We start from the raw sequence: 20,178 nt of genomic DNA, 5'->3' as shown, positions 1-20,178 counted from the left end.
GGATGACGGCGCGCAGACGAGACGACCGGTCCGGCTCCACCGACGGAGCACGCCCGTGATCCCGCGGATCGGGCTGGTGGGCATCGGCGGCTACGGGGCCTCGCACCTCGGCGCCGTGCTCGCGGCGCACCGCGACGGGCGGGTGCGGCTGGTCGGGGTCGCGGATCCGCGGCCGCCGGTCGACGGGCCGCTCCCGGACGGCGTCGAGCACCACCCCGACGCGGCGGGACTCCTCGCCCGCGGCGGCACCGACGTGATCATCGTCAGCACCCCGATCCACACCCACGCCGCGATCGCGCTCGCGGCCCTCGAGCACGGCAACGATCTGCTGCTCGAGAAGCCGCCGGCCGCCTCGCTCGCCGAGTTCAGTGCGATCGTCGACCGGGCCGCGGCCGCGGGTGCGCTCGTGCAGGTCGGCTTCCAGAGCCTCGGCTCGTCCGCGATCCCGGCGATCCGGGCGGCGGTGGGCGGCGGCGAGATCGGCGAGGTCGTCCGCTACGGCGCCTCCGGAGTGTGGGTGCGCGACGACCGCTACTGGGCGCGCTCCCCCTGGGCCGGCCGCCGCACCCTCGGCGGAGCGGTGGTCGCCGACGGCGTGCTCACCAACCCCTTCGCGCACGCCACCGCGACCGCGCTGACCCTCGCCGGCGCCGATCGGCTCGAGGACGTCGTCGACGTGCGGCTCGACCTCCGCCGCGCCAACGACATCGAGTCCGACGACACCTCGGTCGCGGTGCTGACCCTGGCGGACGGCCTCCGGGTCACGACCGCGGTCACCCTCTGCGCCGAGCGGCCGGAGGAGCCCTCCGTCGAGATCGTCGGCACCCGGGGGACGCTGCGGTTCTACTACACCCTCGATGTCGTGCAGCTGGAGCGTGAGGGCCTGCCGCCGCGCACGCTGCAGTTCGACCGGATCACGCCGTTCGAGGGGCTGCTCGCCGCCCGCGAGCTGGGCACGCCGCTCCAGGCCGGGATCGAGCGCACCGGCGGCTTCATGCGCCTGCTCGACGCAGTGATGGCCGCGCCGGCGCCGCGCGCGCTGCCGGAGGACGCCTGGCGCGAGGTGGAGGACGTCGAGGGGCGGCACCGCGTCGTCGCCGGCGTCGAGAGGGCCCTCCAGGAGGCACTGCGCCGCGAGACGACGTTCGCCGAGCTCGGCCTGGCCTGGAGCTGAACGCCGACAGGGGATGATCCCGGTCCGCCGCTCACCCTCCAGCGACGGCGGACCGGGAGTTCAGGGGTGCGCCGATCAGAGGTGCGGCGCGACGCACTCGGCGAACGACGCGACGACGCGCTCCGCCACCTCGGGGTACGCCGTGTCCCAGACCTCCTGGTGGAAGATCTCGACCTCGACGTCGCCGGCGTAGCCCGCCTCGACGACCGCGCGGGTCAGCGATCCGAAGTCGATGACGCCCTCGCCCGGGTAGCGGCGGGCGAGCAGCACGTCGGCCGGCAGCGGAGTCGCCCAGTCGCAGACCTGGTAGCTCGCGATCCGGCCCTCCGCCCCGGCGCGGGCGATCTGCGCGAGGACCTGCGGCTCCCACCAGACGTGGAAGGTGTCGACGACGACGCCGACCGCCGCCGCGTCGAAGGGCGCGGCCAGGTCGAGGGCCTGACCGAGCGTCGAGACGACGGCGCGGTCGGAGGCGTACATCGGGTGCAGCGGCTCGATCGCGAGCTGCACCCCGGCCGCCGCGGCGTCGTCCGCCAGCTCGGCCAGCGCGTCCTGCACGCGGGCGCGGGCCCCGATCACATCGCGCGAGCCGGCTGGCAGACCACCGGCGACGAGCACGAGCGCGGGGGCGCCGAGCGCCGCCGTCTCCTCGATCGCGCGCCGGTTCTCGTCGATCGCGGCACGGCGCTCCGGCCCCTCCGGCGCGGTGAAGAAGCCGCCACGGCAGAGCGAGGAGACGCGCAGGCCCGAGTCGGCGACGCGGCGCACGGCCTCCGCCAGCCCGACCTCGGCGACGGGCTCGCGCCAGAGGCCGATGCTGCCGAGGCCGGCCGCCGCGGTGACGTCGAGCGCCTCGTCGAGGGAGGCGTGCTTGATCGTGGCCTGGTTGAGCGAGAGCCGCGGATCGACGTCGCTCACGCGTTCACCGCCTCGACCAGGTGCAGCCGCTCGGCGCGCCGGGTCACCTCGACGCCGTTCAGCGCGAGCAGCCCCGTCCAGCGGTCGGCCGCCAGCTCCGGCCGCTCGAGCGCGCCGGACGCGTTCGCGAGCCGCACGATCTCGGACAGGTGCGGCAGCGAGCGCGCGGAGTGCAGCCCGCCCACCATCGAGAACGCCGACTGGTGGCCGTTCAGCCAGGAGAGGAAGGCGACGCCGGTCTTGTAGTACTGCGTCGGCGCGGCGAAGACCTGACGCGAGAGCGCCTCGGTCGGGCCGAGCACGCGGCAGTACTCGGCGGAGTCGCCCGCGTCGAGCGCCTGGATCGCCGCGGAGGCGACCGGCGCGATCGCGGCGAAGGCGCCCAGCAGCGCGTCCGACCAGCGGGTGGTGCCGTCGGCGTCGGCGGCGCCCTCGATGAGGGAGACGTAATTGAAATCGTCGCCGGTGAAGAGCGTCGCGCCCTCGGGCAGTCGCGAGCGCAGCGCGATCTCGGCGTCCGCGTCGAGCAGCGACATCTTGATGCCGCGCACGGAGTCGAGGTTGTCCTCGATGATCCGCTGCACGACGTCGAACGCATCGACCGGGTCGGCCGCGCCGAAGTAGCCCTCGAGCACGGCGTCGAAGGCGGTGCCGAGCCAGTGCAGCACCACGGGCCGCGTGGCGCGGGCGAGCACGGCGGCGTAGACCCGCTCGTAGTCGGCCGCGCTCCCGGCCGCGCAGGCGAGGTGGCGGCTGGCCATCAGCACGACCTCGGCCCCCGCGTCCTCGGCGAAGACGAGCTGCTCGACGTAGGCGTCGATCACGGTGTCGAGCGAGACCACGTCGTCGACGAGCTGGTCGGTGTTGATCCCGACCACGAGCGCGCCGCCGACCGAGGCGGCCTCTGCGGCGCTGCGGCGGATCAGCTCCTGCGTCGCGGCCCAATCGAGGCCCATGTTGCGCTGCGCGGTGTCCATCGCGTCGGCGACGCCGAGACCCCAGGACCAGACGTGGTGGCGGAAGCCGAGCGTGGCGTCCCAGTCGATCTCGGCCGGATGCCCGGGGCGGTTCTCGCCGTGCACGAGCGGGACGACGTGCGCGGCGGCGTAGGCGGTGCGGGAGCGCAGCGGCGCGGTCGGCCTCGTGTGCGCCGGAGCGGGCAGCAGCTCGATCGAGCGGGTCGCGCCGTCGGCGCCGAGGAGGGTCAGCCCGGTCACTGGACGGCGCCCGCCTGCGCGAGCGCCTCGGCGTCCGCGGCGGCGTCGAGCGCGGCCACGTCGATCCGGCGGCCCTCGCGCGAGGACTCGAGGCCGAGCTCGGCGAGACGCACGCCGCGCGCGCCGGCGAAGAAGTCGTACTCGTGCGGCGCGTCCTCGACCACGTGGCGGATGAACTGCTCCCACTGGGTCTTGAAGCCGTTCTCGAAGACGTCGTTGACGGGCAGCTCCTGCCAGTCCTCGGCGTAGTCATGCGTCTCGGGGAGGTCCGGGTTCCAGGTGGGCTTGGGCGTCGCGACGCGCGGCTGGATCTTGGCGCCGAAGAGGCCGACGACGGCCGAGCCGAGCGTGCCGTCGACCTGGAACTCGACGAGCTCCTTGCGGTCGACCCGCACCGCCCAGGAGGAGTTGAGCTGCGCGGTGATGCCGCCGGCGAGGTCGAAGATGGCGTACGCCGCGTCGTCCGCGGTCGCGGTGTAGGGCGCGCCGCTCTCGTCGACGCGGGTCTCGATGTGGGTGGTCGCCTTCGCGTAGACGCCCTCGATCGGGCCGAAGAGGTTCTCGAGCACGTAGTTCCAGTGCGGGAACATGTCGACGATGATGCCGCCGCCGTCCTCGCTGCGGTAGTTCCAGCTCGGGCGCTGGGCGGCCTGCCAGTCGCCCTCGAACACCCAGTAGCCGAACTCGCCGCGGACGCTGAGGATGCGGCCGAAGAAGCCGGAGTCGATCAGACGCTTGAGCTTCTGCAGTCCGGGCAGGTAGAGCTTGTCGTGCACGACGCCGTTCTTGATGCCGGCCTCCTTGGCGAGCTCGGCGATCTCGAGCGCCTCGGCGTAGGACTCCGCCGTGGGCTTCTCGGTGTAGATGTGCTTGCCGGCGGCGATCGCCTTCTTGATCGCGGGGACGCGCGCCTTCGTCACGAGGAAGTCGGCGTAGACCTGCCACCTCGGGTCGGCGAGCGCGGCGTCGAGATCGGTGGTCCAGTTCGTGAGGCCGTGCTTGCCGGCCAGCTCGGCCAGCTTCGCCTCGGAGCGGCCGACCAGCAGCGGCTCGATCTGCACGCGGGTGCCGTCGGAGAGCAGCACGCCGCCCTGCTCGCGGATCGCGAGGATCGAGCGGACGAGGTGCTGGCGGTAGCCCATCCGGCCGGAGGCGCCGTTCAGGATGATCCCGAGGGTGGGGGTGGTCGACTCTGACACGGTGCGCCTTTCGGAGGGAGGGGAAGCGTTTTCCTGATGCTAGCGGCGCCGGATCGGTCTGGGCAAGCGCTTTCCGAGCCCGACGCCGATGTTCACGCCGATCGAGCACCCCGTGGAGCGGGCGCCTGGAATCTCCGGCTGGGCGCGCCTGATCACGATGGTCTCGATACGCCCTGCGGGCTACTCGACCAGCAAGGAAGGGCGGATCTCCCAGGGAGGTGCGGACCCTGCCTGCTGATCGAGCAGGGGTCCGCACTCCTCGCTGATCGAGCGGTCCGCACTCCTCGCTGATCGAGCGGCCCGCGCTCCTCGCTGATCGAGCGGTCCGTGTTCCTTGCTGATCGAGTAGCCCGCGGAGCGGGCGTATCGAGATCCACCGTCGTCAGAACGGCGCCGGCACGTCGACGAACCGCGGTCGCGGCGGCGGTTCGGGCGGTCGCCCGGGGAGCGGCGGTGGCCGGGTACTGATGCGCCGTCCGGTCGGCGTCGTCCAGGTGATGGACCCGTCGTCGTCGTCCCTGTCGTAGCTCCACTGATCCCCGTGCCGCACATGGTGGTGGGACGTGCAGAGCGAGACGAGGTTCTCGAGCGAGGTCTCGCCGCCGTGGCGCCACTCGATCGAGTGATCGGCCTCCGCCCTCGACGCGCTGCGGGTGCAGCCGGGGAACCGGCAGGTCTGGTCCCGCAGTTGCACGTGCAGGCGCATCTGCGGCGGCGGCACGCGCCAGGTGCGGCCGACGGAGACGACGGCGCCGGTGTCCCGGTCGGTGAGAACCCGGGTGAACGACGCGGCGGTGCGGATCAGTTCGCGGGCGATCTCGGCGGGGACGGGTCCGTAGCCGTCGAGGTCCGCGGGCGCGTCGTCGAGGCGGACAGCGGTGGACGCGGCGAGCGTGAGCCGCACCTCGGCGCGGAGGCCGGGGACGAACGTCGGGTCCGGCCGGTGCTCCGCGTCGGGCGTGGTGCCGGCGATGTCGCCGTCGCACAGCAGATCGACGGCGGCATCCGCGCTCAACTGTTGAAGGGTGCGCGGATCGCCCTCGTCGCGGAGGGTGCGGGCGATGCGCCGGAGCCGGTCGTACGCCCCGGACACGGCCGGGGCCGGAGCGTGCAGGCACAGCGTCGCCATGCCGTCCACGTCCGGCGTGACCCAGACGGCGCGGTCTTCCTTCGCGCGCGCGTGCCGCTCGGCGAGCGGCTGCTCGTGCAGCCCCTCGCGCCAGCGGCCGAGTGCACGGCGCAACTGCGCGGTGGTCATCGTGACGGCGGCCTCGGCCGCGCGCTCGTCCAGCGCAGAGCGGGACTCCTCGGGGAGGCTGCTCGCGGTCCGGCAGATCGCCTCCCCGACGTCCCACAGGATCTTCGCGTCGCGAAGCAGCACGCGGGTGAGAGGAAGGTGCTCCATCAGCATCTGCGCGGTCTCGAGACGGCGGGAGATCTCCCGCTCCGAGAGGCCGAAGGTCAGGGCGAGCTCGGCGCGGATGGAGCGTTCGACGAGGTCGCGGGTCTCGCTGCGGGACGCGCCGCGGGCGAACGCGTCCGGGATGGCGAGGGCGAGCCGGTAGCCGCGGTGCAGGCGCTCGGCCGCCCGGAGGCGCGTCGGGGAGGTGGAGCGCTCGTCGGCGGCGGAGTCGTCGAAGCAGTCGCGCACCTCCGCAAGTGCTGCTGCATCCTCATCTTTTGACATACAAGTATTGAAGCAGGGGCCACTGTCATGCGAACGGCGACCTGGGCAGATCGGGGACAACGTGGGCAATCGGAGGCTGGGGAGGACGCCTGCTCCCGGACGACCGGACAAGGTGGGTCTCGATACGCCGCCGAGGCGGCTACTCGACCAGCAAAGAGGAGGCGGCTCCTCGACCAGCAAAGCCGAGGCGGCTACTCGACCAGCAAGAGGCGGCGGCTCGGGCTACGCGGCCGGCTCGGGGCGCCGCGGCGTGCTCGCGCGGAGCACGACGCGGGTCGGCAGCTCGACGGACGCGCCGTCGGCCTCGTCGCCGAGGGCGGCCGCGACGGCGCGCTCGCCGAGGGCCGCCAGCGGCACCGCGACGGTGCTCAGCCCGGGGTGCACGTCCTCCGCGATCGGCGCGTCGTCGAAGCCCGCGACGCCCATCTGCGCGCCGGGCTCGACGCCGGCGGCGCGCATCGCGGAGGCGACTCCGACGGCCATCAGGTCGGTCACGGCGAAGACGAGGTCGATGTCGCCGGAGCGCTCGGCCAGCAGCGCGGCCGCCGTCTCGAACGCGCCGTCGCGGGTGAGCGGCGCCTCCACGATCAGACTCGGGTCGACGTCGACCCCCGCGGCCGCGAAGCCCTCACGGAATCCCTCGACCCGGTCGGAGGAGGTGAGCACCGCCGCGGGCCCGCGCACGATCGCGCAGCGCCGGTAGCCGGCCTCGGCGAGCGCCGCCGCGAGCGCCCGGGCTCCGGCGCGGTTGTCGACCTGGACCGAGGGGAACGGCAGCCCGCCCTGGCTGATCATCGCCACCCGCCCGCCGGACGCCTCGTAGGCCTGCAGCTCGGCGATCAGCGCGTCGCGGTGCCGGTCGGCGGCGAAGCGGCTGCCGGCCAGCACGATGACGCGCGGACGCCCGCCGCGAAGCGAGCGGACGAGTCCCAGCTCCTTGTCGGGGTCGCGATCGGTGACGGCGATCCGCACGTCCAGCCGGGCCGCGTCGGCGGCGCCGATCACTCCGGAGGCGATGCCCGAGAAGTAGGGGTCGGTGATGTCGCTGACGAGCAGCGCGATCGTCGACGTCGTTCCGCGCGCGACGGCCTGCGCGGCCGGGTTGGCGGAGTAGCCGAGCTCGGCCGCGGCCGCCTCGACCCGCTCGCGGTACTCCCCCTGCACCTTGCGAGCGCTGCCGTTGAGCACGCGCGACGCGGTCGCGAGCGACACTCCCGCCGCCCGGGCCACGTCGTGCAGCGTCGCGGCGGCGGTCGTTCGTCGTGCTGCCACGATGCCCTCCTCGGAATCCGGCGGCGGCGTCCCGCGCGCTCGCCAGTGTACGGAAGGAGCAGGCGCGCTCAGGCGGCGTCGAGCGGCGACACCCCCGTGAGCTCCACGGCGCGGTCCCAGAGTCGGCGTGCGCTGTCCCGATCGCGGGCGGCACGGTTCGGGTTCACCTGGCGCGGTGCCCCGCGGACCTCGCCGAGACCGCCCGGCCCGTAGTAGGCGCCGGAGCGGGCGTCGGGCGACGTCGCGGCGAGCAGCGTCGGCAGGGCGCCGTCGTCGCCGCTCTGGCCGATCGCGCGCATCATGGCGCCCATGATCGCGCCCTGACCGCCGCCGGTGTGCGTGTGCAGCTCGGTGACCGACATCCCCGGGTGCGCGGCCATCGAGCCGACGCTCGAGCCGGCCCGGCGCAGTCGCCGGTGCAGCTCGAACGCGAAGACGAGGTCGGCGAGCTTGGACTGCCCGTAGGCCGGCCATGCGCTGTAGCGGCGCCGCTCCCAGTTCAGGTCATCGAAGTCGAGCGTGCCGAAGCGGTGGGCGAGGCTCGAGAGCGACACCACGCGGTCGGCGATCCGCGGCAGCAGGAGCCCGGTCAGCGCGAACGCGCCGAGGAAGTTGGTGCCGAACTGCAGCTCGAAGCCGTCCTTCGTGCGCCCCTCCGGCACCGCCATGATTCCTGCGTTGTTGACGAGCACGTCGATCGGCCCGGTCGCCTCGGCGAACTCCCGCACCGAGACGAGATCGGCCAGGTCGAGCCGCCGGACGACGACGTCGCCGCCCATCCTGGCGGCGGCCGCCTCGCCCTTCTCGACGGTGCGGCAGGCGAGCACCACCGAGGCGCCCCGGTCGGCGAGGGCTCGCGCGGTCGCCTCTCCGAGTCCGCTGTTCGCACCGGTGACGACGAACGTCCTGCCGGTCTGGTCGGGGATGTCTGCGGCGCTCCAGGAGGTCATCCGCTCACCCTAGGTTCCCGGCGTCCACGCATCCTGAGCGGAGGCCACCGCCGGACGCCTCAGCGCGCGTCGAGGTGGTCGACGGTGAACGCGGTGCGGCGGCCGACCAGCGTGATCGCGAGGGCGACCGCGCCGAGCGCCGCCATCAGGCCGGCGAGGACCACGGCGGGGAGGCTCTCGAGCAGGACCGCGCCGACGATCCCCGCGGCGAAGATCGCGAGGTTGAACGCGACGGGGAGGAACGAGTTCGCGACGTCGGAGTTCTCGCGGCCCGAGCGGGTGAGCGCCGACTGCAGCTGGGCGGAGGCGCCGCCGAAGCCGATGCCCCAGAGCACGCTCGCCAGCAGGACTGCGGCGGGCTCGCCCCCACCGACGAGCAGGATCAGCCCGGCGACGACGAACGCGGCGATGCTCGAGTGCAGCAGCGCCCGCGGGAAGCGGTCGATGACCGCGGCGGTGATCGCGACCCCGACGATCGAGGACACGCCGTAGACGAGGAGCACGAGGTCCGGCCGCAGTCCGGAGCCGCCCTCGCGCAGGAACGGCGCGATGTAGGTGTAGATCGTGTTGTGCGCGAGCATCCAGACGACGATCGTCAGGCACACGATCGCCACGCCCGGCATCGCGAGCACGCGCGCCAGCGGGAGGCTCCCCTCGGCGGTGCGCGGCTGGCCGGGAGCGTCGGGCACGACGAGCGCGATCAGCACGAGGGTGATCAGCGCGAGGAGGCTCAGGCCGCCGAACGACCAGCGCCAGTCGAGCGCCGTGCCGAGCCACGCCCCGAGCGGCGTGCCGAGCGCGAAGCCGACGGGCGCGCCGACCGAGACGATCGACAGCGCCAGACCGGCGCGGCGGGGCGGACTGATCCGGCGGCCGTAGGCGGCGAGCATCCCCCAGACGATCCCGGTGAACGCCCCGGCGACGAACCGCGAGACGAGCGAGACGACGACGTCGCCGGAGAGCGCCGTGACGGTGTTGGCGACGATCAGGCCGGCGACGGCCGCGAGCAGCAGCGGCTTGCGCCGGACGCCGCGGGTCAGGCTGATCGCCGGGACGGTGACGAGCACGGTCCCGAGCGCCCAGACGCTGATGAACTGGCCGACGACCCCCTCGCTCGTGCCCATCCCGTCGGCGATCACCGGCAGCAGCCCCGCCGGCATCGTCTCGGCGGCGACCAGCAGGAACCCCATCGCGGCGAGCAGGGCGAGCGCGAGCCAGGGCATCGTGCGCGGTTCGGCGCGCTCGCTCTCGTCGAGCGGCAGCACGGGCGCGGTTCGGTGATCCATGACCGCCACGGTAGGCGGCGCCGATCCCGTGAGAGAGTCCCTGTCGGGGCACCTCTCACGGGATCGGTGGAGACTCGCGGCGCTCGGCGGCGGTCTCAGCGGCGGCGGCGCAGCAGCGCGTCGACCGAGAGCCGACCCGCTCCGGTGAGCGCGAGCGCCACCGCGCCCGCGGCCAGGACGAGGACGAACTCGATGCCCCCGGTGGCCGCGAAGAAGCCGCCCGGCAGGTGCACGACGACGAGCGCGACGACCGCGGTGATCGCGAGGCCGGCGGCGGCGATCCTGGTCAGCAGCCCGACGATGATCGCCGCACCGCCGAGCAGCTCGGTGAAGGCGGCGACCGGGGCGAGGACGGCCGCGAACGGGATCCCCATCGCTCCGAAGCCCTCGGTCGTGGCCGCGAGGCCGTCGACGGCGATCTTCTGCCAGCCGTGCGCGAGGAAGACGGCTCCGAGTGCGAGGCGGAGCACCAGCAGTCCGGCCGAGGAGCCGGGCAGCGCGCGCCGGCGGGCGGTGGGAGTGGTGGCGGGGCGGTCGAGCGTGGTGGTCATGGCGTGCCTTCCGGTCGGAGCGGGTCTCGAGAGGGAGTTCCGCACGCCGTCGTGCTCGTGCTCGACCGTAGGCGCGACCGCCGACAGCGACGACCCGATGGAGTGGACACTGAGAACTCGCACAGGCTCCGCCCAGACGCCCGCCCCGAGCGCCTCAGCTCTCAGCGCCGCGGCCGCGTCGACGCGCGCTCGACCAGCTCCGGCAGGAACACCGTCTGCCGCGGGATCAGCTCCGGATCCGCCGCCTCCTCCAGCAGCACGCGCAGCGCCGTGCGCCCGATCACCGAGCTCGGCTGCCGCATCGAGGAGAGCGGCACGGCGGCGGCGGCCGCGAAGGAGATGTCGTCGAAGCCGATCAGCGCGATCTCCTCGGGCACGAGCATCCGCCCGTCCACGGCGAGCGCCTGCAGCAGCCCGAGGGCGACCAGGTCGTTCGCGGCGAAGAGCGCGTCGGGCCGGTCGCGGCGGGGCCGGGCCAGGATGCGCGCGCCCGCGGCGACGCCCTGCGCGACGGTCAGCGCCGAGGTCGCGACGACCTCGAGGTCCACCGCGATCCCGCTGTTCTCCACCGCCACGCGCGCGCCGGCCAGTCGGTCCGTCACCTGGCGGATCTCGAACGGCCCGCCGACGAAGCCGAGCCGGCGCCGGCCGGTCGCGATCAGGTGCTCGGCCGCCATCCGCCCGCCGGCCACGCTGTCGACCGAGACCGAGCTGTAGCGGCCGTCGCCGCTGAAGCGGTCGACCAGCACGACGGGCACGCCGCGGCCGCGCAGCTTCTCCAGCCGCTGCGAGATGTCGCCGTAGGGCGCGATCAGCACGCCGCGCACCTGCTGCTCCTCGAAGAGGTCGAGGTACTGCCGCTCGCGCGACGGGTCCTCGTCGGTGTTGCCGTAGAGCACGGCGATCTGGTGGCGGGAGGCCTCGTCCTCCGCGCCGCGCACGACGTCGTTGAAGAACGGGTTCTGCCCGTCGAGCACCACGAAGCCCACCGTCGAGCTGACGCCGTTGCGCAGCTTCCGCGCCGCGTCGTTGCGGATGTAGCCCAGCGACTCGACCGCGGCGTTGACGCGCGCGAGCGAGTCGTCCGACACCTCGTCCGGCCGGTTGAGCACGTTGGAGACCGTGCCCACCGAGACGCCGGCCCGCAGAGCCACGTCGCGGATGCTCACTCGAGCCACATCGCCTCCGACATCACGCCGAGCCGCCTCTCGCGTTGACCGCTCCCGCTCGACGTCCCTATAGTAGCGATGAAGCTGGATGAATCGATTCAGGTGCTCTTCATCCGAAGAGGCCGCCGGACGCGATTCCCCTCGATGAGGAGGTACCACCCGTGGCAGCAGATCCGCCACCCGCACTCGAGCTCGCCCGCGTGGTCAAGGCGTTCGGCGCGGTGATCGCGCTGCGCTCCGGCACCCTCGCGGTGCACCGCGGATCGATCCACGCCCTGGTCGGCGAGAACGGCGCGGGCAAGTCGACGCTGGTCAAGATCATCGCCGGCGTGCACCAGCGCGACGCGGGCGAGTTCCTCCTCGACGGCGCACCGGTCGACTTCTCCTCGACCGCGCAGTCCAAGGCCGCCGGCATCGCGGTGATCTACCAGGAGCCCACGCTCTTCCCGGATCTCAGCGTCACCGAGAACATCTTCATGGGCCGCCAGCCGCGCGGCCGCTTCGGCCGGATCGACCGCAGGGCCATGCGCACCGAGGTCGTCGGCCTCTTCGAGCGCCTCGGCGTGCGGATCGATCCCGACCGCCCCGCGGAGGGCCTCTCGATCGCCGACCAGCAGATCATCGAGATCGCGAAGGCCATCTCGCTCGACGCGACGGTGCTCGTGATGGACGAGCCGACCGCCGCGCTCTCCGGCGTCGAGGTCGAGCGCCTCTTCACCGTCGCCCGGTCGCTCCGCGACGAGGGCCGCGCGCTGGTCTTCATCTCGCACCGCTTCGACGAGGTCTTCTCGCTCTGCGACACGATCACGGTCATGCGCGACGGCGCCTACATCTCCACCACCGCCACCGCCGACGCGACCGTCGACGGCATCGTGCGCGAGATGGTCGGGCGCGACATCACCGAGCTCTTCCCCAAGCAGAAGACCGAGATCACCGACGTCCTGCTCGAGGTCTCCGGCCTCACCTCCGCCGGCGTCTTCCACGACATCTCCTTCACCGTCCGCGCGGGCGAGATCGTCGGCCTGGCCGGCCTCGTCGGCGCCGGTCGCAGCGAGGTGGCCCGCGCCGTCTTCGGCGTCGACCCCTACGACTCCGGCTCGGTCACCCTCGCCGGCGGCCGCATCCCGCCGGGCAGACCGTCGGCCGCGATGCGCGCCGGCATCGCACTCGTGCCGGAGGACCGCCGCAAGCAGGGCCTCGTGCTCGACTCCTCCGTCTCGCGCAACATCACGACGGCGATCCAGAAGTCGCTCTCGAAGGGCGGCCTGATCACCGGCCGGGCCGAGAACAGCGCGGCCCGCGAGTGGGCGGCGCGCCTCGAGGTGAAGACCGACGCGCTCGACACCGTCGCCGGCACGCTCTCGGGCGGCAACCAGCAGAAGGTCGTCCTCGGCAAGTGGCTCGCCACCGACCCGAAGGTCCTGATCATCGACGAGCCGACCCGCGGCATCGACGTGGGCACCAAGTCCGAAGTGCACCGGCTGCTCTCGCAGCTCGCCGGAGAGGGGATGGGGATCCTGATGATCTCGTCGGAGCTGCCGGAGGTGCTCGGCATGGCCGACCGCGTCCTGGTGATGCGCGAGGGGCGGATCACCGCCGAGCTCGACCGCGCGGACGCCACCAGCGAGACCGTGATGCTCGCCGCGACCCGGGGGGCCGCCGCATGAGCACCGCCCAGGCACCGGCGCAGAAGCGCGTGCCCGCCGCGAAGCCCGGCACCTTCTCCTCCGGCTTCGGCGCGTTCATCCGGGCGCGCGAGACGGGCATCCTGCTCGCGCTCGTCCTCGTCGTGATCGCGACGACCGCGAAGAACCCGACCTTCCTCTTCTCCCCCGACGGCTGGCGCGACCTGCTGCTGACCCCGTCGATCCTGATCCTGATCGCCGTCGGCCAGGCGATCGTCATCATCACCCGCTCGGTCGACCTCTCGGTCGGCTCGATCCTGGGCCTGACCGCCTACCTCACCGGCCGGCTGTTCCTGGACGTGCCGGGCATCCCGATCCTCGCGGTCTTCGTCGCGGGCATCGTCTTCGGCGGACTGCTCGGCCTGATCAACGGCGCACTCGTCGCGTTCGCGAAGGTGCCGGCGCTGGTGATCACCCTCGGCACGCTCTACGCCTACCGCGGCATCAACGTGGCGTGGACCGGCAGCGACCGGATCAACGCGTCCGACATGCCGAAGGACTTCCTGGCGCTCGGCACCGGGCAGTTCCTCACCATCCCGTACCTCACGATCATCGCCCTCGTCGTGCTGATCGCCGCGGGCTGGTACCTGCGCAACCAGCGCGCAGGCCGCGAGTTCTACGCGATCGGCTCCGACCCGGATGCGGCGCGGCTCTACGGCCTGCCCGTCACGCGCCGCATCCTGGTCGCCTTCGTGGTCTCGGGCGCGCTGACCGGGCTGGCCGGCGTGCTCTACGCCGCGCGCTACGGCACCGTCAACTCGCAGGCCGGCTCCGGCTACGAGCTCGACGCGGTCGGCGCCGCGGTGATCGGCGGCGTCGCGATCTTCGGCGGCTCCGGCACGGTCTGGGGCGCCGCGATCGGCGCCGTGCTGCTGCTCACCATCAACCGCGCCCTGCCCATCCTCGGCGTGCCGGACTTCTGGCAGCGGGCCGTGGTCGGCGTGCTGATCATCGGCGCGATCGTGCTCGACCGCGTGCTCTCCCTCCGCCAGTCCCGCAAGCTCCTCGAAGAGAGGGACGACTCCTGATGAGCCTCGTCACCGACACCACCGCCGTGCGCACCGCGCGCGACTACCGCGACTACGCCCGGCCGGCCTGGCAGCGGATCCTCTTCAGCCGCGAGACGGCCATCGTCGTGCTGCTGATCCTCGTGATCGTCGTCGCCTCCGCCTCGGTGAAGAGCTTCGACAAGCCGATCACCATCACCTACCTCTTCCTCGACATCGCGCCGACGCTGCTGATCGCCCTGCCGATGACGCTGATCATCATCACCGGCGAGATCGACCTCTCGGTCGCCTCCACCGTGGGCCTGGCGAGCGTGCTCACCGGCACGCTGCACCAGGCCGGAGTGCCGTTCGAGGTCGCGGCGCTGATCGCGATCGTGGCCGGCGCCGTGGGCGGCGCGCTGAACGGCTTCCTCGTCACCGTGGTGGGGCTGCCCTCGCTCGCCGTCACCATCGGCACGCTCGCGCTCTACCGCGGGCTCGCGGTCGGGCTGCTCGGCACCACCGCCGTCACCGACTTCCCCGAGTTCTGGACCGACCTCGCGAAGGCGAAGCTGTTCGGTCCGGTGCCGCTGGTGGTGCTGCCGTTCGCGATCCTGGCGATCGTCTTCGCCGTGGTGCTGCACTCCACCCGCTTCGGCCGCGGCGTCTTCGCCATCGGCCTGAACGACGAGGCGGCGATCTTCTCGGGCGTGAACGTGAACCGCACCAAGTTCATCCTGTTCGTGGTCTCGGGCGCCGTCTCCGCGCTCGCCGGCATCTACTACACGCTGCGCTACGGCTCCGCCCGCGGCGACAACGCGACCGGCCTCGAGCTGCAGGTGATCGCCGCGGTCCTGCTCGGCGGCGTCTCGATCTTCGGCGGCCGCGGCGCGCTGCACGGCGTGATCGCCGGCGTGATCCTGATCGGCGTGATCGCCTCGGCGCTGCGCCTGGCCAACGTCACCTCCGACGTCATCAACATCATCACCGGAGTGCTGCTCGTGCTCTCGGTGGTGTCCACCAGCCTCCTGGCCTGGCTGCCGCGACTGCGGCGCTCGGGCAGGAGACGCCCCTGATCCCGCATCACCGGCACAGCACCCGCTCCCTCCCCGCACCACCCCACAGCACCTCGACGAAAGGCAGACGATGATGTTCTCCTCCCGTGGGCGCCGCTTCGGCACCCTCACCGCCCTGGCCGTCTCGGTCGCGCTCGTCGCGACCGGCTGCTCCGCCTCCGACGACGCCGGCTCCGGCTCGGACGGCGGCGGCGCGGAAGGCTCCGGCGACTACTCGATCACCTTCCTCCCGAAGAACCTCGGCAACGCCTACTTCGACACCTCCGACGCCGGCGGCGAGAAGGCCATCGAGGAGTTCGGCGGCACCTACGCCGAGGTCGGCCCCGCCGAGGCCTCCCCCGACGCGCAGGTCTCCTACATCAACACCCTCACCCAGCAGGGCGCCGGAGCGATCGTCGTCTCGGCGAACGACCCCAAGGCCATCTGCGACGCGCTGAACGAGGCGCGCGACAACGGCACCAAGGTCGTCACCTTCGACTCCGACACCAACGCCGACTGCCGCGACCTCTACATCAACCAGGCCACCGCCGAGGGCATCGCCAAGGCACAGGTCGACCTCATCACCGAGCAGATCGGCGACAGCGGCGAGGTCGCGATCCTCTCCGCCTCCGCCAACGCGACGAACCAGAACGCCTGGATCGAGCTGATGGAGCAGGAGCTCACCGCGAACCACCCGGACGTGACGCTCGTCGACACCGTCTACGGCGACGACGACGACCAGACCTCGTTCGACAAGACCGCGGCGCTGCTGCAGACCCACCCCGACCTCAAGGGCATCATCTCGCCCACCACGGTCGGCATCGCCGCCGCCGCCCGCTACCTGTCCACCTCGGACTTCAAGGGCAAGGTCGCGCTGACCGGTCTCGGCACGCCGAACCAGATGCGCGAGTTCGTCGAGGACGGCACCGTCACCGCGTTCGCGCTGTGGAACCCGGGAGACCTCGGCTACCTCGCCGCCTACGCCTCGAAGGCCCTGATCGACGGCGACATCACCGGCGCCGAGGGCGACACCTTCGAGGCCGGCGACCTGGGCTCGTTCACGGTCGACGCGGACGGCACCGTCCTCCTCGGCGACCCGTTCACCTTCACCGCGGACAACATCGCCGAGTTCGACTTCTGATCCGCTCCGCAGCCGTGCTGATCGCGGCATGCTGATCGAAGAGCGCCCGACGCGCGCGTATCGAGATCCATCGTCCATGAGACGGTGGGTCTCGATACGCCGCTCCGCGGCTGCTCGACCAGCATGGAGTCACGCCGATCGTGCATCACCCTCCGCCATGTGAATCGAGCGGCACCCGCGCCATGCTGATCGAGTAGCGCCCGCAGGGCGCGTATCGAGATCCCCCCACCGAAAGGCCCCACCCCATGCAGCGCGTCTGCTTCCAGCTCCAGGTGAAGCCCGAGCTCATCCCCGAGTACACCCGCCGCCACGCGGCGATCTGGCCCGACATGGCCGCCGCCCTCGCCGCGACCGGCTGGCACAACTACTCCCTCTTCCTCCGCCCCGACGGCCTGCTGATCGGCTACTTCGAGACGCCCTCGCTCGAGGCCGCGCGCGCCGGGATGGCCGCGACCGAGGTCAACGCCCGCTGGCAGGCCGAGATGGCCGAGTTCTTCGTCGAGCTCGACGGCGCTCCGGACACCGGATTCCTCCAGCTGACCGAGGTCTTCCACCTCGAGGACCAGCTGCCCTGAACTCCCTCCTCTCCGACACCCATCGGACAGGGCCTCGGCTCCGAATGAACGACGGGATCGATCGAGGAGGTCAGAGGATGTCGTTCAACAGCCGTCGATGGCAGGTGCGCACGATCGTGGCGCGGGTCCAGGCCACCGCAGCCATCAGCACGGCCGGCCTGGACGCGGCAGCCCGCGCCGGCCGGAAGCTCGAGATCCTCCGCATCGCGGACGGCGTCGATGCCGGCCGGATCGGCAACGAGGAAGCCGTCGCCGCCTTCGAGCGGCTCGCGGCCGAGCTCGGCGGGCTCCCCGAGGCACGGCTCGGTTGACGCCTCGCCGAACGGGCGCGCGATGAGCGAGCACGACCGGTCGTCGATCGACGACCTCGTCCCCGGACTGCCCGAGGGCGACCACGCGGCGTTCTCCGCCGTCTACGACCGGACGATCCGCCGGGTCCGCTCGATCACCCTCGGCATCCTGCACGATCGCGCGCAGGCCGAGGAGGTCGCGCAGGAGACCTACTTCGAGTTCTGGCGCTCCGCCGGCCGCGAGACGCCGATCGAGGAGCAGCAGCTTCTCGTCTCCGTCATCGCCCGCCGCCGCGCCATCGACCGGGTCCGCGCCGCGCAGTCCTCGCGCGAGCGCGACCACCGCTACGCGATCCACAGCTACCTCCGCGAGATCGACGAGGCGGAGACGCGCGGCGAGATCCGCGGCGAGTTCGCCCGGGCCGCGGCCGAGATCCGCCGCCTCGCGCCGAAGCACCGCGACCTGCTCTTCCTCGCCTACGTCCGCGGTCTCAGCCACTCCGAGATCGCGGCCCTGCTCGAGCTGCCGGTCGGCACCGTCAAGACCCGCCTCCGCGACACCCTCGCCCGCCTCCGCCGCGAACTCTCGCCCCCGCCCGCCTGACGCGACCCCGCCGCCCCGGCCGCCCAGCCGCGAAGCGGCCCCTGCATGCTGGTCGAGTAGCCGCGAAGCGGCGTATCGAGACCCACCGTCCCCAGTGGCACAAGTCTGAAGGCTCCCAGTTCGGGCGCCGATGGATCTCGATACGCGCCCTCCGGCCGCTACTCGATCAGCAGCAACGCACAACATCAGCCCAGAACCGCTCTCATCGCCCATCGCAGATGAGAGGTGCTTGCAGCCGATGTTCTGCAGCCGGAACCGCGCGCAGCGTTAGAGGAGCGGGGTGCTTCACCGGCGGATGTCGATGCGCCCGCTCAGCGGGCCCCTCGATCAGCAGGCACTCGCGCGTGACACCCCCGCGAACGCCGAAGCCCCCGCCCTCCGGGTGCGGAGAACGGGGGCCACGGCGTGCGCTCAGCGCCTCAGAGCGTCTGCGCGAACGGGTCGAAGTCGACCGGCACGGCCGGCACCGACGCCGACAGCGTGCTGTCGACCGCGACGAACTCGCCGCTCTCGGCCGACTCCTGCGCCGAGAGCATCACGTCGAGCACGTGGAAGCCGAGCTCGCCGGTGGCGACGTGCGGGCGGTCCTTTGCGATCGCGCGGACCATGTCGAGCAGGCCGAGGCCGCGGCCGACGACCGTGCCCTTCTGCTCGATCTCGGTCCACTCCTGCTCGCCCCACTGGCCGTCGGCGATCGAGGTGCGGGCCGTCACGTAGGCGGTGCGCCCCTCGAACTGGTTCGGGTCGGGGATCACGATCGACCCCTCCGTGCCGTGGATCTCGAAGACGCCGTGGCGCTCGAGCGCCGAGTCGAAGCTCAGCAGGCTCGACGCCTGCGCGCCGCCCGCGAACGAGGTGAGCACCTGCAGCGAGGTGGGCACCTCGACGGGGAAGGTCGTGCCGGCGTCCGGACCCGAGCGGATGACCCGCTCCTCGAGCTTCTTGCGCCCGAGGGCCGCGACCCGCTCGACCGGCCCGAAGAGGCTGACGAGTCCGGAGAAGTAGTACGGACCCATGTCCAGCAGCGGTCCCGCACCCTGCGCGAAGAGGAACGCGGGGCTCGGGTGCCAGAGGTCCGGCCCGACCGTCTGGAACACGGTGGACGCGAACATCGGCTCGCCGATGACGCCCTCCGCGATCGCGCGCTTGGCGGACTGGAAGCCCGGGCCGAGCAGCGTGTCCGGCGCGGAGCCGACGCGCAGCCCCTTGGCGGCGGCGTCCTGCAGCAGCTGCGCGGAGCCCGCGCGGTCCAGGCCCAGCGGCTTCTCGCTCCAGACGTGCTTGCCCGCGGCGATCGCGGCGGCCGAGACCTCGACGTGCGCGGCCGGGATCGTCAGGTTGACGACGACCTGCACGCCGTCGTGCGCGAGGACGTCCTCGGCAGAGCCCCAGGCGGGCACGCCGTGCTTCTCGGCCTGGCTCTTCGCCCGGTCGAGCAGGAGGTCGCCGACGATGAGGACCTCGACGTCCGGGAAGGACTTCAGGTTCTCGAGGTAGGTGTCGCTGATGACGCCGACGCCGATGACGCCGATTCCGACGGGGCCGATTCCGATGGGACCGCTCATGCCGCGTAGCCGCCCTTCACGAGGAAGTCGTAGCTCGCCTGGATGTCGGCGAAGACGTCGCCGGGGGCGTTGTCGTACTCGATGACGGCGTACTTGATCGCGCCCTCGCCGGCCTTCAGCGCCTCGACGAGCGGCACGTCGCCCTCGCCGGGGCGGCGCTGGTCGAGGGTGTCGGAGCCGAACGCGGCGGCGCCCGGGGCGAACGGGTTCTCGGCCGGCGCGATGCCGTCCTTGACGTGCACCGCGACGAGGCGCGAGCCCAGCTTCGAGACGAGCGCGGCGCCGTCCTGGCCGCCGGTGAGCGCCCAGAACAGGTCCAGCTCGATCTCGACGCGCTCGTCGGTGCTCGCGACGAAGCGCTCGTACGCGGTCTGCCCGTCGAAGGAGGCGATGAACTCCTGCGCGTGGTTGTGGTAGCCGACCTTCAGCCCGAAGGTCGCGGCGACCTCGGCGGCCTTGTTCAGGCGGTCGGCGATGTCGGCGACGCCGTCCTCGGTCAGCCAGCGCTCGGCCGACACGAACGGGTCGATGACGGTCTGGATGCCGATCTGCGCGGCCGCCTCGAAGACGACCTCGGGGGCGGGCGTGGGGATGGAGCCGTCCGGCGTCCACAGCTCGTCCGAGAGCAGGGGCGCGTGGCCGGTCGGCGAGGCGAGGCCGCTCGCGTCGAGCGCGGCTCGGATCTCGGCGGGGCGGCGGACGAAGTCGAACGCCTCGACGTTCTTCAGGCCGATCGCCGCGAGCTTGTCGAGCGACCCGTTCGGGTCCTCCGTGAATTCCTTCGCCAGCGTGTAGAGCTGGATGGACGCCAGGGGCAGAGTCATGATCGTTTTCGCTTTCCTTGGTGGGACGAG

The 20,178-nt window shown here is 72.4% G+C and carries 19 protein-coding genes; 8 read left to right on the top strand and 11 right to left on the bottom strand.

Going from position 1 to position 20,178, the window contains the following annotated elements; translation table 11 throughout:
* The first annotated feature begins 55 nt into the window (after positions 1-55).
* The gene (locus tag GSU72_RS03225; protein WP_159983674.1) at positions 56-1,174 is read left to right on the top strand and encodes a Gfo/Idh/MocA family oxidoreductase; all 1,119 of its coding nucleotides are present in this window, start codon (positions 56-58) and stop codon (positions 1,172-1,174) included.
* 75 nt (positions 1,175-1,249) lie between these two features.
* On the opposite strand, the gene GSU72_RS03220 is transcribed toward GSU72_RS03225, so the two are convergent.
* The 9 genes from GSU72_RS03220 to GSU72_RS03180 form a co-directional block, all read right to left on the bottom strand.
* Positions 1,250-2,092 (bottom strand): sugar phosphate isomerase/epimerase family protein, encoded by an 843-nt coding sequence (locus tag GSU72_RS03220; protein WP_159983672.1) that lies wholly within the window; start codon positions 2,090-2,092, stop codon positions 1,250-1,252.
* Positions 2,089-3,309, bottom strand: coding sequence for a DUF993 family protein (locus GSU72_RS03215; RefSeq protein ID WP_159983670.1), 1,221 nt, complete (start codon positions 3,307-3,309; stop codon positions 2,089-2,091). Before GSU72_RS03215 ends, GSU72_RS03220 begins: the two co-directional genes overlap by 4 nt.
* Positions 3,306-4,451, bottom strand: coding sequence for a Gfo/Idh/MocA family oxidoreductase (locus GSU72_RS03210; protein WP_159986612.1), 1,146 nt, complete (start codon positions 4,449-4,451; stop codon positions 3,306-3,308). Before GSU72_RS03210 ends, GSU72_RS03215 begins: the two co-directional genes overlap by 4 nt.
* Before the next feature lie 439 nt (positions 4,452-4,890).
* Positions 4,891-6,195 carry an HNH endonuclease signature motif containing protein gene (locus GSU72_RS03205; RefSeq protein ID WP_159983668.1) on the bottom strand — a complete coding sequence of 435 codons (1,305 nt, stop codon included), beginning with the start codon at positions 6,193-6,195 and terminating at the stop codon, positions 4,891-4,893.
* 222 nt (positions 6,196-6,417) lie between these two features.
* Positions 6,418-7,467 carry a LacI family DNA-binding transcriptional regulator gene (locus GSU72_RS03200; RefSeq protein ID WP_244255949.1) on the bottom strand — a complete coding sequence of 350 codons (1,050 nt, stop codon included), beginning with the start codon at positions 7,465-7,467 and terminating at the stop codon, positions 6,418-6,420.
* A gap of 68 nt (positions 7,468-7,535) precedes the next feature.
* On the bottom strand, positions 7,536-8,417 hold the full coding sequence (locus GSU72_RS03195) for an oxidoreductase (RefSeq protein WP_159983666.1): 882 nt from the start codon (positions 8,415-8,417) through the stop codon (positions 7,536-7,538).
* 59 nt (positions 8,418-8,476) lie between these two features.
* A complete protein-coding gene (locus tag GSU72_RS03190; protein WP_159983664.1) occupies positions 8,477-9,703 on the bottom strand; it encodes an MFS transporter in 1,227 nt (408 codons plus the stop codon).
* A 95-nt stretch (positions 9,704-9,798) separates the two neighbouring features.
* Positions 9,799-10,254: a DoxX family protein gene (locus GSU72_RS03185; RefSeq protein ID WP_159983662.1), complete on the bottom strand. Its 456-nt coding sequence runs from the start codon at positions 10,252-10,254 to the stop codon at positions 9,799-9,801.
* Positions 10,255-10,415: 161 nt separating this feature from the next.
* On the bottom strand, positions 10,416-11,408 hold the full coding sequence (locus GSU72_RS03180; protein WP_348272799.1) for a LacI family DNA-binding transcriptional regulator: 993 nt from the start codon (positions 11,406-11,408) through the stop codon (positions 10,416-10,418).
* Positions 11,409-11,584: 176 nt separating this feature from the next.
* On the opposite strand from GSU72_RS03180, the gene GSU72_RS03175 reads away from it, so the two are divergent.
* From GSU72_RS03175 to GSU72_RS03145, 7 genes are all read left to right on the top strand, one after another.
* Positions 11,585-13,090 (top strand): sugar ABC transporter ATP-binding protein, encoded by a 1,506-nt coding sequence (locus GSU72_RS03175; RefSeq protein WP_208545137.1) that lies wholly within the window; start codon positions 11,585-11,587, stop codon positions 13,088-13,090.
* Positions 13,087-14,136 (top strand): ABC transporter permease, encoded by a 1,050-nt coding sequence (locus GSU72_RS03170; RefSeq protein ID WP_159983658.1) that lies wholly within the window; start codon positions 13,087-13,089, stop codon positions 14,134-14,136. Before GSU72_RS03175 ends, GSU72_RS03170 begins: the two co-directional genes overlap by 4 nt.
* A complete protein-coding gene (locus tag GSU72_RS03165; protein ID WP_159983656.1) occupies positions 14,136-15,170 on the top strand; it encodes an ABC transporter permease in 1,035 nt (344 codons plus the stop codon). The genes GSU72_RS03170 and GSU72_RS03165 overlap by 1 nt, the downstream gene beginning before the upstream one ends.
* Positions 15,171-15,240: 70 nt before the next feature.
* Complete coding sequence (rhaS, locus tag GSU72_RS03160; RefSeq protein WP_159983654.1) at positions 15,241-16,290, top strand: rhamnose ABC transporter substrate-binding protein; 1,050 nt, start codon at positions 15,241-15,243, stop codon at positions 16,288-16,290.
* 245 nt (positions 16,291-16,535) lie between these two features.
* Positions 16,536-16,865: an L-rhamnose mutarotase gene (locus tag GSU72_RS03155; protein WP_159983652.1), complete on the top strand. Its 330-nt coding sequence runs from the start codon at positions 16,536-16,538 to the stop codon at positions 16,863-16,865.
* Positions 16,866-16,942: 77 nt separating this feature from the next.
* Complete coding sequence (locus GSU72_RS03150) at positions 16,943-17,176, top strand: hypothetical protein (protein WP_159983650.1); 234 nt, start codon at positions 16,943-16,945, stop codon at positions 17,174-17,176.
* Between the two features lie 22 nt (positions 17,177-17,198).
* Entirely contained in the window at positions 17,199-17,759 is a 561-nt protein-coding gene (locus GSU72_RS03145) for a sigma-70 family RNA polymerase sigma factor (RefSeq protein ID WP_159983648.1), read from the top strand.
* A 419-nt stretch (positions 17,760-18,178) separates the two neighbouring features.
* On the opposite strand, the gene GSU72_RS03140 is transcribed toward GSU72_RS03145, so the two are convergent.
* Both GSU72_RS03140 and GSU72_RS03135 read right to left on the bottom strand, forming a co-directional pair.
* Positions 18,179-19,324: a Gfo/Idh/MocA family oxidoreductase gene (locus GSU72_RS03140; protein WP_159983646.1), complete on the bottom strand. Its 1,146-nt coding sequence runs from the start codon at positions 19,322-19,324 to the stop codon at positions 18,179-18,181.
* The gene (locus GSU72_RS03135) at positions 19,321-20,148 is read right to left on the bottom strand and encodes a sugar phosphate isomerase/epimerase (RefSeq protein WP_159983644.1); all 828 of its coding nucleotides are present in this window, start codon (positions 20,146-20,148) and stop codon (positions 19,321-19,323) included. The genes GSU72_RS03140 and GSU72_RS03135 overlap by 4 nt, the downstream gene beginning before the upstream one ends.
* Positions 20,149-20,178 lie beyond the last annotated feature (30 nt).

The sequence above is a fragment of the Rathayibacter sp. VKM Ac-2760 genome (assembly GCF_009834185.1).
In the GTDB taxonomy this organism is placed as follows: domain Bacteria; phylum Actinomycetota; class Actinomycetes; order Actinomycetales; family Microbacteriaceae; genus Rathayibacter.
This window is presented reverse-complemented; position numbering and strand designations above follow the sequence as displayed.

Excerpts from the sequence above, each read along its gene's own strand:
- GSU72_RS03140 (WP_159983646.1), bottom strand. The coding sequence starts at position 19,324 with ATGAGCGGTCCCATCGGAATCGGCCCCGTCGGAATCGGCGTCATCGGC.
- GSU72_RS03135 (WP_159983644.1), bottom strand. The coding sequence starts at position 20,148 with ATGACTCTGCCCCTGGCGTCCATCCAGCTCTACACGCTGGCGAAGGAA.
- GSU72_RS03150 (WP_159983650.1), top strand. The coding sequence starts at position 16,943 with ATGTCGTTCAACAGCCGTCGATGGCAGGTGCGCACGATCGTGGCGCGG.
- rhaS (WP_159983654.1), top strand. The coding sequence starts at position 15,241 with ATGATGTTCTCCTCCCGTGGGCGCCGCTTCGGCACCCTCACCGCCCTG.
- GSU72_RS03145 (WP_159983648.1), top strand. The coding sequence starts at position 17,199 with ATGAGCGAGCACGACCGGTCGTCGATCGACGACCTCGTCCCCGGACTG.
- GSU72_RS03205 (WP_159983668.1), bottom strand. The coding sequence starts at position 6,195 with ATGTCAAAAGATGAGGATGCAGCAGCACTTGCGGAGGTGCGCGACTGC.
- GSU72_RS03170 (WP_159983658.1), top strand. The coding sequence starts at position 13,087 with ATGAGCACCGCCCAGGCACCGGCGCAGAAGCGCGTGCCCGCCGCGAAG.
- GSU72_RS03190 (WP_159983664.1), bottom strand. The coding sequence starts at position 9,703 with ATGGATCACCGAACCGCGCCCGTGCTGCCGCTCGACGAGAGCGAGCGC.
- GSU72_RS03195 (WP_159983666.1), bottom strand. The coding sequence starts at position 8,417 with ATGACCTCCTGGAGCGCCGCAGACATCCCCGACCAGACCGGCAGGACG.
- GSU72_RS03155 (WP_159983652.1), top strand. The coding sequence starts at position 16,536 with ATGCAGCGCGTCTGCTTCCAGCTCCAGGTGAAGCCCGAGCTCATCCCC.
- GSU72_RS03185 (WP_159983662.1), bottom strand. The coding sequence starts at position 10,254 with ATGACCACCACGCTCGACCGCCCCGCCACCACTCCCACCGCCCGCCGG.
- GSU72_RS03210 (WP_159986612.1), bottom strand. The coding sequence starts at position 4,451 with ATGGGCTACCGCCAGCACCTCGTCCGCTCGATCCTCGCGATCCGCGAG.
- GSU72_RS03165 (WP_159983656.1), top strand. The coding sequence starts at position 14,136 with ATGAGCCTCGTCACCGACACCACCGCCGTGCGCACCGCGCGCGACTAC.